The 13937-nt window shown below is 59.1% G+C and carries 15 protein-coding genes and 1 tRNA gene; 6 read left to right on the top strand and 10 right to left on the bottom strand.

The features are described 5' to 3' along the window. Positions 1–264 precede the first annotated feature (264 nt). Positions 265–1548 (bottom strand): L-serine ammonia-lyase, iron-sulfur-dependent, subunit alpha, encoded by a 1284-nt coding sequence (locus ABGT65_RS00730; RefSeq protein WP_346703029.1) that lies wholly within the window; start codon positions 1546–1548, stop codon positions 265–267. Positions 1549–1753: 205 nt separating this feature from the next. Here ABGT65_RS00730 and ABGT65_RS00725 point away from each other — a divergent pair, with 205 nt between their 5' ends. Genes ABGT65_RS00725 through ABGT65_RS00705 form a run of 5 tightly spaced genes read left to right on the top strand, consistent with a single transcriptional unit; the run spans position 1754 to position 5108 of the window. Further along, positions 1754–3298, top strand: a complete 1545-nt coding sequence (locus ABGT65_RS00725) for a glycine--tRNA ligase (protein WP_346699315.1) — start codon at positions 1754–1756, stop codon at positions 3296–3298. A gap of 21 nt (positions 3299–3319) precedes the next feature. Next, entirely contained in the window at positions 3320–3733 is a 414-nt protein-coding gene (ruvX, locus tag ABGT65_RS00720; protein WP_346699314.1) for a Holliday junction resolvase RuvX, read from the top strand. Further along, positions 3730–4275 carry a peptide deformylase gene (def, locus tag ABGT65_RS00715; protein ID WP_346699313.1) on the top strand — a complete coding sequence of 182 codons (546 nt, stop codon included), beginning with the start codon at positions 3730–3732 and terminating at the stop codon, positions 4273–4275. Before ruvX ends, def begins: the two co-directional genes overlap by 4 nt. Before the next feature lies 1 nt (position 4276). Continuing rightward, entirely contained in the window at positions 4277–4585 is a 309-nt protein-coding gene (locus ABGT65_RS00710; protein ID WP_346699312.1) for a TRL-like family protein, read from the top strand. Next, positions 4578–5108: a hypothetical protein gene (locus tag ABGT65_RS00705; protein WP_346699311.1), complete on the top strand. Its 531-nt coding sequence runs from the start codon at positions 4578–4580 to the stop codon at positions 5106–5108. Before ABGT65_RS00710 ends, ABGT65_RS00705 begins: the two co-directional genes overlap by 8 nt. Before the next feature lie 272 nt (positions 5109–5380). Here ABGT65_RS00705 and ABGT65_RS00700 read toward each other — a convergent pair whose 3' ends face one another. The 9 genes from ABGT65_RS00700 to ABGT65_RS00660 form a co-directional block, all read right to left on the bottom strand. Then, positions 5381–5842, bottom strand: a complete 462-nt coding sequence (locus ABGT65_RS00700; RefSeq protein WP_346699310.1) for an outer membrane beta-barrel protein — start codon at positions 5840–5842, stop codon at positions 5381–5383. 169 nt (positions 5843–6011) lie between these two features. Further along, the gene (gene ppdK, locus ABGT65_RS00695; protein WP_346699309.1) at positions 6012–8741 is read right to left on the bottom strand and encodes a pyruvate, phosphate dikinase; all 2730 of its coding nucleotides are present in this window, start codon (positions 8739–8741) and stop codon (positions 6012–6014) included. A gap of 168 nt (positions 8742–8909) precedes the next feature. Continuing rightward, a complete protein-coding gene (locus ABGT65_RS00690; protein WP_346699308.1) occupies positions 8910–9722 on the bottom strand; it encodes a hypothetical protein in 813 nt (270 codons plus the stop codon). Positions 9723–9736: 14 nt separating this feature from the next. Continuing rightward, complete coding sequence (locus tag ABGT65_RS00685; RefSeq protein ID WP_346699307.1) at positions 9737–9970, bottom strand: helix-turn-helix transcriptional regulator; 234 nt, start codon at positions 9968–9970, stop codon at positions 9737–9739. A 41-nt stretch (positions 9971–10011) separates the two neighbouring features. Then, positions 10012–10239 (bottom strand): helix-turn-helix transcriptional regulator, encoded by a 228-nt coding sequence (locus tag ABGT65_RS00680; RefSeq protein ID WP_346699306.1) that lies wholly within the window; start codon positions 10237–10239, stop codon positions 10012–10014. A gap of 257 nt (positions 10240–10496) precedes the next feature. After that, a complete protein-coding gene (mnmA, locus tag ABGT65_RS00675) occupies positions 10497–11699 on the bottom strand; it encodes a tRNA 2-thiouridine(34) synthase MnmA (protein WP_346699305.1) in 1203 nt (400 codons plus the stop codon). 1 nt (position 11700) lies between these two features. After that, positions 11701–12219, bottom strand: a complete 519-nt coding sequence (locus ABGT65_RS00670; protein ID WP_346699304.1) for a 16S rRNA processing protein RimM — start codon at positions 12217–12219, stop codon at positions 11701–11703. A gap of 172 nt (positions 12220–12391) precedes the next feature. After that, complete coding sequence (locus tag ABGT65_RS00665) at positions 12392–12943, bottom strand: 30S ribosomal protein S16 (protein WP_346699303.1); 552 nt, start codon at positions 12941–12943, stop codon at positions 12392–12394. A 128-nt stretch (positions 12944–13071) separates the two neighbouring features. Continuing rightward, a tRNA-Arg gene (locus tag ABGT65_RS00660) sits at positions 13072–13145 on the bottom strand. A 217-nt stretch (positions 13146–13362) separates the two neighbouring features. Here ABGT65_RS00660 and ABGT65_RS00655 point away from each other — a divergent pair. Next, positions 13363–13788, top strand: coding sequence for an META domain-containing protein (locus ABGT65_RS00655; protein ID WP_346699302.1), 426 nt, complete (start codon positions 13363–13365; stop codon positions 13786–13788). Positions 13789–13937: the final 149 nt, after the last annotated feature.

Here is a 13937-nt window from a genome sequence, read left to right as displayed (position 1 = left end):
TCCGGAAACGGATACGATACGGAACACCCCGGCCGCGACATCCGCAGCCGGGGTGCTTTTCTGTCGGGCGGAATCCCGGCGGGCCTTTTCGACCTCTCCGATCTCTCCGATCTCTCCGATCTCTCCGATCTCTCCGATCTCTCCAGTCCCTTCGGCCCCATTGCCCTTGTGGATTTTCCAGGCCTTCCAGGGCCTTTTCGGATACTTCGGCCCCTTCGTCCTCTCCGGCCCCCCCCTCCATTGCCCTTGTGGCTACTCGACCTCTCAGCCCTTGTGGGTCATGATGTGGAGCACGAGGCTGTCGGTTTCGTTCATTCCGTCGCGCCCGATGGCCGTGAGGTTGTGGATGCAGTGGTCGACATCCTCCTCGATGATTCCCTCCACGGGGCTGACGCAACGGTCGTCCATGGCCATCATGGCCGAGAGTACGGCGGTCGAGACGCCGCTCGTGAGCTTCATGGCGCAACTCGGCTTAGCGCCGTCGCAAATCATGCCCGTGAGGTTGGCAATCATGTTTTTGACCGCAGCGGCAGCCTGTTCGTAACTGCCGCCCATCAGGTAGACGATGCCGCAACTCGACCCCGTTGCCGCCACGACGCAGCCGCACAGTGCCGAGAGGCGTCCGAGGCTCTGCTTGATGTAGACAACCGTCAGGTGGCTCAGCGTCAGGGCGCGGATCATCTGCTCCTCCGAAGCCCCCGTCTCTTCGGCGTAGACCACGACGGGAAGTGTTGCGGCGATACCCTGGTTCCCGCTTCCGGAGTTGCTCATCACGGGGATCATCGCCCCGGCCATGCGGGCGTCGCAGGCTGCCGAGGTATAGGAGAGGATGCGGGTGAAGATGCTGTCTCCCATGATCCGCTGTTCGCGGTCGCAGCGCAGCGTGCGGCCCACAGAGTGCCCGTATTCCCCGGTGAAGGAGGTTTCGGCTGCGGCCTTGTTCAGCCGTTTCGATTCGAGGATGAAGCGGATCTCGTCGAGCGGCGTGGTCATGGCGAACTCCCAGACGCGGCGCAGGGTCAGGGGCACTTCACCATCCTCCTCCTTCGAGGATGAGGCGCTGCGTTTGTCGAGGAGTGCTTCGCCGTCGCGTTCGACGTAGACGAATGCCGTATGGCCTCCGGCGATAATCGCCACGGCGCGGTGTCCGGCGGCCTCGACCTCCGTTTCGATATAGAGTTTCTCGGTGATACCCTCCTTCAGGGAGATGGCGATGCGTTTTTCGTCGATCATCCGCCGACCGTGTTCGACGGCTTCGGGCGTGACGTCGCGCAGCACCTCCAGCTGGTACTCCGAGCGTCCGATCGTTGCCCCGAGTGCCACGGCGATCGGAAGTCCGATCATCCCCGTGCCGGGGATCCCGACGCCCATGGCGTTCTTGAGGATGTTGGCGCTCAGCCGCACCGAAATCCGTTCGGGCTCCGTGCCCAGGGTTTCGGCGGCCCGGGCTACGCACAGCGCCACGGCGATGGGTTCGGTACATCCGATGGCGGGGATGACCTCCCGCTGAATCAGGCCGATGATTTGTTTGCGTTCCGTAATAGGCAGCATATGTTTGGGATTTGGCGGAACGAAGATACGAAAAAATAGGGAAAGGTGATCATGGGACCTTGAGAAAACGGTGTTTTCGGATTTGCCGCGGCCGGAACGGGTTGCCGTCATCGGCAAAAGTGGAAATAAAATCGGTACGAGGGCCGAGGTTTCTTAATTTTTTGTATTTTTGCCTTTTGGAAAATCAGTAAAACAGAATACGATGACTCAGGAGGAACTTTTCAAGAAGCTGGTCGCTCACTGCAAGGAGTACGGGTTCGTATTTCCGTCGAGCGAGATCTACGACGGTCTGGGTGCGGTCTATGACTACGGCCAGAACGGTGTGGAGCTGAAGAACAATATCAAGCGCTACTGGTGGGACTCGATGGTCAAGTTGCACGAGAATATCGTGGGGCTCGACGCGGCGATCTTCATGCACCCCAAGACGTGGGAGGCTTCGGGCCACGTGGCGGCGTTCAACGACCCGCTGATCGACAACCGGGACTCGAAGAAACGCTACCGTGCGGACGTGCTGATCGAGGAGTGGCTGGCCAAGCAGGATGAAAAGATCGAGAAGGAGGTCGAGAAGGCCCGCAAGCGCTTTGGAGCGGACTTCGACGAGGCGAAATACCGGGAGACGTCGCCGCGCGTGGCCGAGACGGCTGCAAAACGCGACGAGGTGCACCGCCGCTTTGCCGGGGCGATGAATGCCAACGACCTTGCGGAGCTGCGTCAGATCATCCTCGACTGCGAGATCGCCTGCCCGATTTCGGGGACGCGCAACTGGACCGAGGTGCGCCAGTTCAACCTGATGTTCTCGACGCAGATGGGCTCGACGGCCGAGGGTGCTTCGACGATCTACCTGCGTCCCGAGACGGCGCAGGGTATCTTCGTGAACTTCCTGAATGTCCAGAAGACGGGCCGCATGAAGCTGCCGTTCGGTATTGCGCAGATCGGCAAGGCCTTCCGCAACGAGATCGTGGCCCGTCAGTTCATCTTCCGGATGCGGGAGTTCGAGCAGATGGAGATGCAGTTCTTCGTCCGCCCGGGCACCGAGATGGCGTGGTGGAACGAGTGGAAGAACACGCGGATGGCCTGGCACCGCGCCCTGGGCTTCGGGGATGACAACTACCGCTTCCACGACCACGAGAAGCTGGCCCACTACGCCAACGCCGCCACCGACATCGAGTACAACTTCCCGTTCGGCTTCAAGGAGGTCGAGGGCATCCACTCGCGCACGGATTTCGACCTGGGGAACCACCAGCGCCTTTCGGGCAAGAAACTGCAGTATTTCGATCCGGAGACGGGCGAGAGCTACGTGCCCTATGTGGTGGAGACGTCGATCGGCGTGGACCGCATGTTCCTGCAGGTGATGTCGGCGGCCTATACCGAGGAGCCGCTGGAAGGCGGCGATTCGCGTGTCGTGCTGCGTTTCCCGGCCGCACTGGCTCCGGTGAAGGTTGCCGTGCTGCCGCTGGTCAAGAAGGACGGGATGCCGGAGGTCGCACAGAAGATCGTCGACCTGTTGAAGTACGATTTCAACGTGGTTTACGACGAGAAGGATTCGGTGGGCAAGCGCTACCGCCGTCAGGATGCCATCGGCACGCCGTTCTGCGTGACGGTCGACGGCCAGACGCTTGAAGACAACACCGTGACGGTCCGCTACCGCGACACGATGCAGCAGGAACGCGTCGCCATCGACGACCTCTACCGTCTGGTCGACGAGGAGTGCTCCTACCGCAAACTGTTCCGCAAACTGAACCTGTAGCCGCGCACGACCTCTTCCGGAATGGGACGGATTCTGGCCATCGACTACGGTACGAAACGCACGGGGGTCGCGGTGAGCGATCCTCTGCGGTTGATTGCCGGGGGTCTGGAGACCGTTGCGACGAAGGATCTGGAACGCTGGCTGGCGGACTACTTCGCGCGGGAGGATGTCTCGACCGTCGTCTTGGGGAAGCCCTTGCAGATGGACGGCACGCCGTCGGAGACGTGGCGTTTCATCGAGCCTTTGGCAAGGCGTTTGCAACAGAGGTGGCCCGACAAGGAGGTGGTTTTCCACGATGAGCGTTTCACCTCGGTGCTGGCGCACCGCACGATGCTCGAAAGCGGCATCGGTCGGATGGCCCGCCGCGACAAGGCGTTGGTGGACAAGATTTCCGCCACGATTATTTTACAAAGTTACATGGAATTCAACCGATGATTTATCCGATCGTGATCTATGGCGACGAGGTGCTGCGGAAGCCCTGCGCACCGGTGACGCCCGAGAGCCTCGATGTGAAGAAATTCGAGGAGGATATGTTCCTCACCCTGGAGGAAGCCGGAGGTGTGGGCCTTGCCGCCCCGCAGGTGGGCAGGAACCTGCGCTTCTTCATCGTCGACTGCACGCCGTGGGCCGAGGAGGACCCGTCGTGCGCCGACTACAAGCGGGCGTTCGTGAACGCCGAAATCTATGAATATTCCGCCGAGACGAAGACCTACAACGAGGGTTGCCTTTCGTTTCCGGGGATCTACGCCGACGTGCCGCGCTCGCTGTCGATCCGGATCCGTTACCAGGATACGGACTTCGTGGAGCACGACGAGGAGTTTTCAGGCCTTAAGGCATGGGTCATTCAGCATGAATATGACCACATCGAGGGCAAGGTCTTTACGGACCGGATCTCGCCCCTGCGGCGGCAGCTGCTCAAGGGTAAACTGTTGAACCTGGCGAAAGGGAAATACCGTTGCGCCTACAAAACCAGATAGCATGAAAAAATTTCTTGCCTGCGCATTTTTTGCTGCGGCCCTGCTGGGCACGGGCTGTGTCAAGTCGCCGGTCGTAGGCGGCGTCTATACCGACGTAAAGGACGGCCTGGCCGTGACGGGCAATGCTGGATCGAGCAAGGTCGGAACGGCCGAGGTGAAGGGTTATGTCGGCGTGGTGGCCATGGGGGATGCGAGCATCCAGACCGCGGCGCGCGAAGCCGGCATCACGCGCATCCACCACGTGGACTACCAGTCGAAATCCTACGTCGGGGTCTATACGATCTACACCATCATTGTCTACGGTGACTGATCGCTTTTTACGGGGAGCGGCTGCTGTGCTGTTCGCCGGGGCCACACTGACGGCCGCGGGGCAGAACATCCGTCCGCACTACGTCTCGAAGGCCGAGGCGGACGGGGTGATCTACCATACCTTCCCTGTGACGCTGTTCGAACATCCGGAGGCGGGAGATCTGACCTTCGACATCACCTACAAGGAGCACCGTGAGGGGCGTGCGACGCTGAACTTCACGTGCCGGATGGCGCGTGCCGACGAGGTGGATTCCGTGCGTTTTGTCTCGGGCGGGGTGGTGCTGGCGGGCCCGGTTGAGAAACTCTACCTCGAACCCGGGAAGCGGGACTGGAAACACCGCTATACGTTCGATTTGGACGCTTCGCAACTCTGCGGGTTCTTCGACGAGACACATCTGCCCGTTGTAACGCTCTATATTGACGGGCAGCCGTGGACCTATCGGGCCAAACGCTCCGCATGGCGGTCGTATGCCCCGATCGGCTACCGGATCTTCGAAATGATCCGCGTGAACGAGGCGCGTTGAGCCTGTTCCCTGATGCCATATCCGGATGCGTGCCGCATTTCTCCGGGCTTTCCTGGTTGCTCTCTGTCATAAAAAAACGTCTTCCATTCGGAAGACGTTTTTTATGTTTTCGGGGCAGGGAGGGCTTCCCTTTGAGGGGACCCGGTCGGCTCGGCAAAGGAAGCGAGCCTGATTTTTCACACACTCTCTCCTCACTCACTCACTCACTCACTCACTCTTCTCTCTCTTACTCACTCACACACACACTCTCTCTCACCCCCCCCCTTCTTGGGTCAGAATTTGTAGCTGGCGCCGACGCTGATGACGACGGGATTCGGACGAATGTCGTCGAACATGGGCTGCCATTTCAATCCGGCGGAAATATCCCAATTCTGTGCAACCTCGACGTCGAATCCTCCTCCGATGTTGAGACCGGCGGCCCAGCGGCCGATGTCATTGACCGTCAGACCGGCAGCAGGGTAAAGATGCCATCCGCTTCCCACATGAAAGACATACTGGGCATCGCAACTGATGTCGAGCGAGCAACCTTCGTGCAGCAGAGCCATGACTGAAGGCTCGATGCGCCAGTTGCCATCGAAGTTGTAGCGGCCGTAAGCTCCCAGGCCGACAACGGTTTCACCCGTATTGGTGTAGATGTTCATGCGGGGGCCTACTGCCCAATTTCCTGCATCCTGAGCCGAAGCAGCCGTTACCGCGAACAGCGCGGCGATCGCCGAAAGAAGAATCTTTTTCATATTCCCGTAGTTTTTGTTGAACATGTCGTCCAAAAGTTTACCAATATACAAAAATAAAAAAAATCCGACTTTCTGCCAAGAAAAATCAACGAATCCTGCTGTTTTGTCAACCGAAAGAAAAACCCGCAGCGTAAACTGCGGGTTTTCCGAACGACGAGCAGAGCCCGGATTACTTCTGGTTGAGGGCGGCGTGAGCGGCGGCCAGGCGGGCGATGGGCACGCGGAAGGGCGAACAGCTCACATAGTTGAGACCTGCGTAGTGGCAGAACTCCACGGACGAAGGTTCCCCACCGTGCTCGCCGCAGATTCCGCACTTGAGCGTGGGGCGCGTGCCGCGTCCCTTGAAGACGGCTTCGCGGATCAGCTGTCCCACGCCGTTTCGGTCGAGGATCTGGAACGGGTCGTTCTTCAGGATGCCCTTCTCCAGATAGATGGGGAGGAACTTGCCGATGTCGTCGCGCGAGAATCCGAGGGTCATCTGCGTGAGGTCGTTGGTACCGAACGAGAAGAACTCGGCAACTTCGGCGATCTGGTTGGCGGTGACGGCGGCGCGCGGCACCTCGATCATCGTGCCGACCATGTAGTCGATCTTGTCGTTTCGCTCGGTGAAGACCTGCTCGGCGGTCGAGTCGATGATGTTCTTCTGGTAGCGGAGCTCCTTGTGGTTTCCGACCAGCGGGACCATGATTTCGACGTGTACGGGAATGCCCGTTGCCTTGACGTTCATGGCGGCCTCGATGATGGCGCGGGCCTGCATTTCGGTGATTTCCGGGTAGGTGTTGCCCAGGCGGCAGCCGCGGTGGCCGAGCATCGGGTTGAACTCGGCAAGCGCCTCGACCTTGGCGACGATCTTCTGCAGCGAAACGCCCATCTCCTCGGCCATCTCCTTCTGACCCTTCTCATCGTGGGGCACGAACTCGTGCAGGGGCGGGTCCAAAAGGCGCACCGTCACGGGATATCCGTTCATGGCCTTGAAGAGCCCCTCGAAGTCGCCGCGCTGCATCGGGAGCAGCTTGGCCAGGGCCACGCGGCGTCCTGCCTCGTCGTCGGCGAGGATCATCTCGCGGATGGCCTTGATGCGGTCACCCTCGAAGAACATGTGCTCGGTGCGGCAGAGACCGATACCTTCGGCCCCGAACTCGAATGCCTGTGCGGCATCCTTCGGGGTGTCGGCGTTTGCGCGGACCTTCAGTACCGAGTATTTGGCAGCCAGCTCCATCAGCTTGCCGAAGTCGCCGCTCAAATCGGCGGCCTTCGTGGCTACCTGACCCAGATAGACTTCGCCGGTCGAACCGTTGAGCGAGATCCAGTCGCCCTCCTTGACGGTAAAACCGTTGACCTGAATGGTGCGGGCCTTGTAGTCGATCTGCAACTCTCCGGCACCCGATACGCAGCACTTGCCCATACCGCGGGCCACGACGGCGGCGTGGGAGGTCATACCTCCGCGTGCGGTCAGGATACCTGCGGCGTCCAACATGCCCTTGAGGTCCTCGGGCGAGGTCTCGATACGTACCAGGACGGCTTTCTGGCCGCTCTTGGCATAGACCTTCTCGGCATCCTCGGCGAAGAAGACCACGGGACCCGTTGCGGCGCCGGGCGAAGCGGGCAGACCCTTCGTGATGACCTGCGCCGTAGCGATAGCCTTTTTGTCGAAGACGGGGTGGAGCAGTTCGTCGAGTTTTGCGGGCTCGCAGCGCAGCACGGCGGTCTTCTCGTCGATCAGGCCTTCGCGCAGCATGTCCATGGCGATCTTCACCATGGCGGCACCCGTGCGTTTCCCGTTTCGGCACTGCAGCATCCAGAGCTTGCCGTCCTGGATCGTGAACTCGATGTCCTGCATGTCGGTGAAGTACTGCTCCAGGTGGTGCTGAATCTCGTTCAGCTCCTTGTAAACCTCGGGCATGACCTCTTCGAGCGAAGGATACTTGCTCTTGCGCTCCTCCTCGGAGATGTTCTGCGCCTTGGCCCAGCGCTTCGAGCCTTCGATCGTAATCTGCTGCGGGGTGCGGATGCCAGCCACGACATCCTCGCCCTGGGCATTGATCAGATACTCGCCGTTGAAGATGTTTTCACCCGTGGCGGCGTCACGCGAGAAGGCGACACCCGTTGCGGAGTTGTTGCCCATGTTGCCGAATACCATGGCCTGCACCGAGACGGCCGTACCCCACTCTGCGGGGATGTTGTTGAGTTTGCGGTAGAGGATGGCACGCTCGTTCATCCACGAACCGAAGACGGCGCAGATGGCACCCCACAACTGGTCCCAGGGATTCGTCGGGAACTCCTCGCCGGTCTGCTTCTTGACGGCGGCCTTGAACTCCTTGACGAGCTCCTTGAGGTCGTCGGTCGTCAGGTCGGTGTCGTTCTTTACGCCACGTTTCTCCTTGAGAGTGTCGATGATCTCCTCGAAGGGGTCGTGGTCCTCTTTCGAGACGGGTTTCATGCCGAGCACGACGTCGCCGTACATCTGTACGAAACGGCGGTACGAGTCCCAGGCGAAACGGGGGTTCCCGGTACGTTTGGCGACGGCTTCGACGGCCTGGTCGTTCATACCGAGGTTGAGGATCGTGTCCATCATACCGGGCATCGAGGCGCGGGCTCCCGAGCGTACCGAAACGAGCAGGGGCATCTCCTTGTCGCCGAACTTCATGCCGGTGAGTTTCTCGATATTGGTCATGGCCTTTTCGACTTCGGGTTTGAGGAGTTTGATGACAGCCTCCTTTCCGTGGCTGTAATATTCGGTGCACACCTCGGTGGTGATGGTGAAGCCCGGGGGTACGGGAATGCCGATGAGGTTCATTTCGGCGAGGTTTGCGCCTTTGCCGCCGAGCAGTTCCCGCATTTTGCCGTTTCCTTCGGCCTCTTTGTTGCCGAAGGTGTAGACTCGTTTAACGTCTGCCATAGTTTTCTGAATTTGGATTGTATCTATAAAAATAAATAAAAATTCACAAAATCAACCCTTCGGATCCGAAAAAATCGCGGTTACGACATCTCGACCGCGTATTAAAATGAACTTTTCCTCCGGAGGGATTGCGAAAATACGAAAACTTTTCTAAAAAAACAAATCTCATCAGCGGATATATACGAATACGGGAAGCGAATATCCGTATCCGCCCCTGTAAACCCCGCGTGAATAGGTTCTGAGGGGGTTACCGCTCTTTTGGTCAACCAGATAGCGGCGGGCAAAGACATCGGCATCCGAACTGTCGAGCAGGGTGTCGACCAGCATCCGGTCCCTCATTTCCCAGCGTCCGGCCCGGCGGATGTTGCCTCTTCCGGCCTTTTCGACGCGGGCCGTTGCGTCGCGGAGTCCGAACCGCTCGGCGGGGATCCTTCCGACCCTTCCCATGACGACGAGCGGCACGCCGGGATGCTCTTCCCTCAGGTCCGCGACGAGCCATTCGGTCGTGCGGGCATCGCCGCAGAGCACCAGCCCCAGGGTCCGGCCTTCGCATTCACCCTCCACATAGAGGTAGCGGCGTCCGGTTTCGACCCGTTCGGGCGCGAAGCGGTCGGCGAAGAAGAGCAGGGCAAAGTCCATGCCGTCGAGTGTATTGAGCGTGCGGTGGAGATAGGTGTACGCTTCGCGGCAGGCGGCGGAGAGGTCCCGGACGACCTGTTCGTTCTCCACGCCCCACAGGGCCACGATGTCGAGGGCCATGGAGTCGATCACGGCGGCGGTATTTCGGATTTTGCGCGTATAGCGCTCCGAGTTCCAGCCGTAACGCCCTTCGGGCGTATAGTCGGAGTCGTCGTAGAAGAGTGCCGGGATGGTGTCGTAGATGCGGTCGACGTCATAGAAGACGATTCCGACGGGACTTTTGGCCGCGGCGGCAAGGCTTGCCAGCACGAGGATTGCGAGGATCGACAGCGAACGCGACATGGGCGGCTGACGGGTTAAAGGGGATTTTCGGGCAGGAAATCGCGGGGCGAGCAGCCGAGGTATTTGGCGATTCTGTTCAGGTGGTTGAGATTGTATTTGGATGGACGTTTGGGGCTCTCCACCTGACTGATGAAACCGTCGGTTACACCGATTCCGATTGCCAGATCTGCCTGCGTAATATCCTGGGCAATACGCTTTTGGCGAACTGCTGCGCTGACATACTGATCGAATTCGCTTTTCGGTTTCACGGTGATTTTTTGAGAAACTTTTGTTATAAGGGCATAAGTTGTTAAAGCGGTTTCTCAGGCAAGAAATCCCGGGGTGAGCATCCGAGGTACTTGGCGATCTCGTTGATGTGATGAGGGTTGTACTTGATATTGTACTTGGGACTTTCGACCTGTCCGATGAAACTTTTAGATACACCGATTCCATACGCCAGCATGGATTGCGAAATATTCTGGCGTTTTCTCTCTTTGCGAATTGCGTCAATAATATATTGGTCGATCGGATATATCACAAGTGGCACAGTTTTGATTCGTAAAGCTATGCAACTTCTTAAATCGTATGCTTGCGTATACACAATCGATGCTCAGTAATAACTGGGTGCTTTTGTGGAAAATAGAAATGCTTTTTTGATTTAAAACAAATAAAACCGCTTTTTGCCGATGCAAAAAGCCCCGGTTAAGAACCGGGTTCTGTGGGCGAAGGAAGGTTGAAAGGTTCGGAAACAAAACACCGCTCCCGACGGTCGTATGCGCCCGCCTCTTAGGCGAGCTAAGCGTCGATTACACCCGAGCCGACCAGTTCGTCGCCGTCATACCAGGCGGCAAACTGCCCCGGCGTAATGCCGCGCTGGGGCTCGTCGAAGAGCAGATAAGCCCCCGACTCACGGATGAACAACCGCGCACCCTGCAGCGGCTGCCGATAACGGATGCGGACCGCGAACCGTGCGCTTTCGCCGACCCGTAACTCCCGAGCGGGGTCCACCCAGTGCACCTCCCCCGGCAACATCCGCAATGCCGGACGCCACAGACCCGGATGGGCGTCGCCCTCACCCACATAGATGACATTCTGTGCGGTGTCCGTGGCGAGAATGAACAGCGACTCCTTGCGGCCTCCGATTCCGAGCCCCTTCCGCTGACCGATGGTGTAGTAGTGGGCTCCGTTGTGCTCGCCGATCTTCTTGCCGTCGCGCACGGTGTAGTGCCACGGTTCGGCCAGCCGGGCCAACTGTTCGTCGGAGGGCTCCGCACCGGGGGCTGGGACCTCCGCGCGCACGAATTTCGGCCACGAGGGGAGTATTTCGTGAATGTTGCCGCGCCTGGCGGCGAGTTTCTGCTGGAGGAAGGTCGGCAAATCGACCTTGCCCACGAAACAAATGCCCTGCGAATCCTTGCGTTTGGCGGTTGCCAACCCCTGCTCGGCGGCGATGCGGCGCACTTCGGGTTTCAGCAGCCCGCCGACGGGAAACAACGCCCGGCTCAACTGCTCCTGGGAGAGCTGGCAGAGGAAATAGCTTTGGTCCTTGTTGGGGTCGCTGCCTGCGAGGAGCTTGTAGATGACCCGGCCGTCGGGAAGGGTCTCTTCGGCCTTGCGGCAGTAGTGGCCCGTTGCGACGTAATCGGCGCCGAGCTTGAGGGCTTCGCGCAGGAAGACGTCGAACTTGATTTCGCGGTTGCACAGCACGTCGGGATTGGGTGTGCGGCCGCGTTCGTACTCGGCGAACATGTAGTCGACGACGCGGGTGCGGTATTCGGCCGAGAGGTCGACGACGTGCAGCGGAATATCGAGTTTGCGGGCGACGAGCTCGGCGAAGACGCGGTCGTCGTGCCACGGGCAGTCGCCTTCGAGCGTACCGGTTGTGTCGTGCCAGTTGATCATGAAGAGGCCGATGACCTCGTGTCCCTGCTCCTTGAGGAGCCAGGCGGCGACCGACGAATCGACGCCGCCCGAGAGACCGATTACTACGCGAGCCATGCTATTCGAGCGTTAAGAGACCCTGGGGCAGGACGAGATGGATCGTGCGGCCCTCGAAATCGATGTGTGCGATGAACTCCCCGACGGCGGGGACCAGGACGCGGTGGCTGCCGATCTCCAGTTCGAAGAGGGGGTTTGCGTCGCTGTCGTAGTAGTCCGTGAGGGTCCCGGAGCTTTTTTGGTCGGTTCCGGCCTCTTCGGCCACCACGGCGAATCCGATGAGGTCTTCGAGATAGAATTCGTCATCATCCTCATCGTCGGGCTCCTCGATGCGGAATTCGAGCCCCAGCAGCTCCTCGGCGCGGCGTTCGGTATCGAAATCGGCGAAGGTGGCGGTAGCCCCCGAGATGCCTCGGCGTTCGAAGCGGTCGCACCAGAGCGGGACCTCCAGGCCGTCGATGGTGACCATGAGCGGGGTGGCGGCGGGGTCGAAATCGTCGGGGAACGCGGGGTAGAGCGAGAGCATGACGCCCCCGTCGGTTCCGAAGAGTTTGTTGATGCGTCCAGCGGATAGAGCCATTTGCGAAAGGATTTGGGGCAAAAGTACAAAAAAAACAGGAAATCTCCCCTTCGGGCGATCTCCTGTTTTATCAAAATTGAAAACCTGCTTATTCGGCGGCGGGGAACTTTTCGCCCTTCCTGTGCCGAACTTGCTCGGCGGCGGGGAGCTTTTCGCCCCTCCTGTGCCGAACTTACTCGGCGGCGGGAGCTTCGGGAGCAGCCTCCTCGGCGTTTGCAGCCTCGGCAGCGGCAGCCTCTGCGGCCTCACGGGCAGCAGCTTCGGCAGCAGCCTTCTTCTCGGCGATTGCTGCAGCGCGCTCCTCCTTGATCTTGGTTTCGGCAGCCAGACGGGCTTTCTCGGCCGACTTGGCGTCGGAAGCGATCTTGTTGGTCTTGGCTTCGATCTTTCCGGTCTTGGCCTCCAACCACTTGTTGAAGCGGGCCTCGGCCTCGGTTTCGGTGAAGGCACCTTTAGCCACGCCACCCAGCAGGTGTTTCTTGTAGAGTACACCCTTGTAGGAGAGGATAGCCCGACAGGTATCCGTAGGTTGTGCGCCTTTGAGTAACCAATCCAGAGCTTTCTCGAAGTTCAGATCGATCGTAGCAGGATTCGTGTTGGGGTTGTAGGTACCCAACTTTTCGATGAATTTACCATCACGTGGCGCTCTGCTATCTGCGGCAACGATGTGATAGAAGGCGTATCCCTTCTTACCGTGACGTGCCAGACGAATTTTAACAGCCATTTGCTATAAAATTTTGTTAATAAAGTAAAAACGCTCACCCGTTCGGGCTTTTAAGCGTGCAAATGTAGGGAAAAAAAACGGTCTGGCCAAAAAAAAGGTGAAAAAAGCCGGGCGAAAGGGGTAAAAAGTGATCCCGGCGCGGCTCGAACGCGCGACCGGCAGATTAGAAATCTGCTGCTCTATCCAACTGAGCTACGGGACCGTTTTCTGGGGAAAACGATGCAAAAGTAAGAAAAAATGCGACAAGTGCAAAGATTATTTGCCGGGAAATCCGTGGAAAGGGGCTTTTTGCCTTTCGGGGGATTGTTTTTGCCGATTCTGTTGGCTATCTTTGCGGACCGGCCCCGGTTGGAATTTTGGCCTGTGATTTGAGGGTTCCGGGGGCAGGAGTTGTACTATTATAATAAAAAGGTAAAAAGATGATGACACGGATTTTTGCAGCTGCAACGCTGCTTTTCGCCATGACCGCGTGCGGAGACTCTTCGCAGAAGGAACTGCCGCTGGAGGGTACCACGTGGAAACTTGCCAGGATGGAGTCGATTCCGGCTTCGGCCGTCGACGCCGAGGAGGATGCCTTCACGCTGGAGTTCAATGCCGCCGATACGCTGGTGGCCGGACGCACCAACTGCAACCGCTTTTTCGGCAAATACGAACGCACGGGCAAGAGCCTGAAGATGGGTCCGCTGGGCATGACGCGGATGGCCTGCCCCGAAATGGAGTACGAGGATTCGTTCGTGCGGATGCTCGACGGTGTGGACAGCTATGAAATCAAGGGTTCGGATCTGAAGCTGCTCGACGGCGGGCAGGTGGTTGCCGAATTCCGCGGTACGCCGGCTGCCGAATAGGGGCTTTCGGAATCCCGGAGTGATCCTGTGACGCCGCTTTTCCGCTGGGGAGAGGCGGCGTTTTCGTGAAGGCGGCACTTTCGGGGCGCTTCCGGACCCGGCCCTGACACGAAAAGAGCCCCCTCGATTCATCGAGGGGGCTCTTTTGT

It is taken from the genome of uncultured Alistipes sp. (assembly GCF_963931675.1).
GTDB lineage: Bacteria > Bacteroidota > Bacteroidia > Bacteroidales > Rikenellaceae > Alistipes.
Note: the sequence above shows the minus strand (reverse complement) of the source record. Positions and strands in the feature narration are given on the sequence as shown.

What these genes read in the sequence shown, in the direction of transcription:
- ABGT65_RS00725 (WP_346699315.1), top strand. Translation starts at nt 1,754, where the DNA reads ATGACTCAGGAGGAACTTTTCAAGAAGCTGGTCGCTCACTGCAAGGAG.
- ruvX (WP_346699314.1), top strand. Translation starts at nt 3,320, where the DNA reads ATGGGACGGATTCTGGCCATCGACTACGGTACGAAACGCACGGGGGTC.
- def (WP_346699313.1), top strand. Translation starts at nt 3,730, where the DNA reads ATGATTTATCCGATCGTGATCTATGGCGACGAGGTGCTGCGGAAGCCC.
- ABGT65_RS00710 (WP_346699312.1), top strand. Translation starts at nt 4,277, where the DNA reads ATGAAAAAATTTCTTGCCTGCGCATTTTTTGCTGCGGCCCTGCTGGGC.
- ABGT65_RS00700 (WP_346699310.1), bottom strand. Translation starts at nt 5,842, where the DNA reads ATGAAAAAGATTCTTCTTTCGGCGATCGCCGCGCTGTTCGCGGTAACG.
- ppdK (WP_346699309.1), bottom strand. Translation starts at nt 8,741, where the DNA reads ATGGCAGACGTTAAACGAGTCTACACCTTCGGCAACAAAGAGGCCGAA.
- ABGT65_RS00690 (WP_346699308.1), bottom strand. Translation starts at nt 9,722, where the DNA reads ATGTCGCGTTCGCTGTCGATCCTCGCAATCCTCGTGCTGGCAAGCCTT.
- mnmA (WP_346699305.1), bottom strand. Translation starts at nt 11,699, where the DNA reads ATGGCTCGCGTAGTAATCGGTCTCTCGGGCGGCGTCGATTCGTCGGTC.
- ABGT65_RS00670 (WP_346699304.1), bottom strand. Translation starts at nt 12,219, where the DNA reads ATGGCTCTATCCGCTGGACGCATCAACAAACTCTTCGGAACCGACGGG.
- ABGT65_RS00665 (WP_346699303.1), bottom strand. Translation starts at nt 12,943, where the DNA reads ATGGCTGTTAAAATTCGTCTGGCACGTCACGGTAAGAAGGGATACGCC.
- ABGT65_RS00655 (WP_346699302.1), top strand. Translation starts at nt 13,363, where the DNA reads ATGATGACACGGATTTTTGCAGCTGCAACGCTGCTTTTCGCCATGACC.